Annotated in this window: 1 pseudogene; it reads right to left on the bottom strand. The window is 61.7% G+C overall.

The window, feature by feature from the left end:
* A pseudogene (locus tag ACR30Z_RS22595) lies at nt 1-560 on the bottom strand (pyruvate dehydrogenase (acetyl-transferring), homodimeric type); the annotation flags it as partial.
* Nucleotides 561-569 lie beyond the last annotated feature (9 nt).

Here is a 569-nt window from a genome sequence, read left to right as displayed (position 1 = left end):
GCATGCCCGGCCTTGGACTTTTCCTGACGGAACCCGTCCAGGTCCTCCTCGGTCAACCGGCCTTCCATGAACGCCCTGGCGTACATGCCCGGAGAGGCGTGGCCCTGGAAGAACACCTGGTCCCCACCCGAAGGGTGGTCCTTACCGCGGAAGAAGTGGTTAAACCCCACCTCGTACAACGTCGCGGCACCGGCATACGTGGAAATATGCCCGCCCACACCAATATCGGAGCGCTGCGCACGATGGACCATGACCGCAGCGTTCCAGCGCATATACGCCCGATACCGGCGCTCGAACTCCTCGTTCCCCGGGAACGGCGCTTCCTGGTCCACCGGGATCGTGTTCACATAATCAGTGGTCGTCACCATCGGCACACCCACCGACCGGGCACCAGCACGCTGCAACAACGAACGCATAATGTACTGCGCACGCTCAGTACCCTGCTCCGCGATCAACGCATCAAGGGACTCAATCCACTCCGCGGTCTCTTCCGGATCACGATCAGGCAGCTGGGCAGTCAACCCGCTGAGGATGTGTGAGGTCTCTTCTCCTGCAGCCACGTCCAACCT

Origin of the sequence: Paenarthrobacter sp. FR1 (assembly GCF_051106045.1) — a bacterium.
In the GTDB taxonomy this organism is placed as follows: domain Bacteria; phylum Actinomycetota; class Actinomycetes; order Actinomycetales; family Micrococcaceae; genus Arthrobacter; species Arthrobacter nitroguajacolicus_A.
This window is presented reverse-complemented; position numbering and strand designations above follow the sequence as displayed.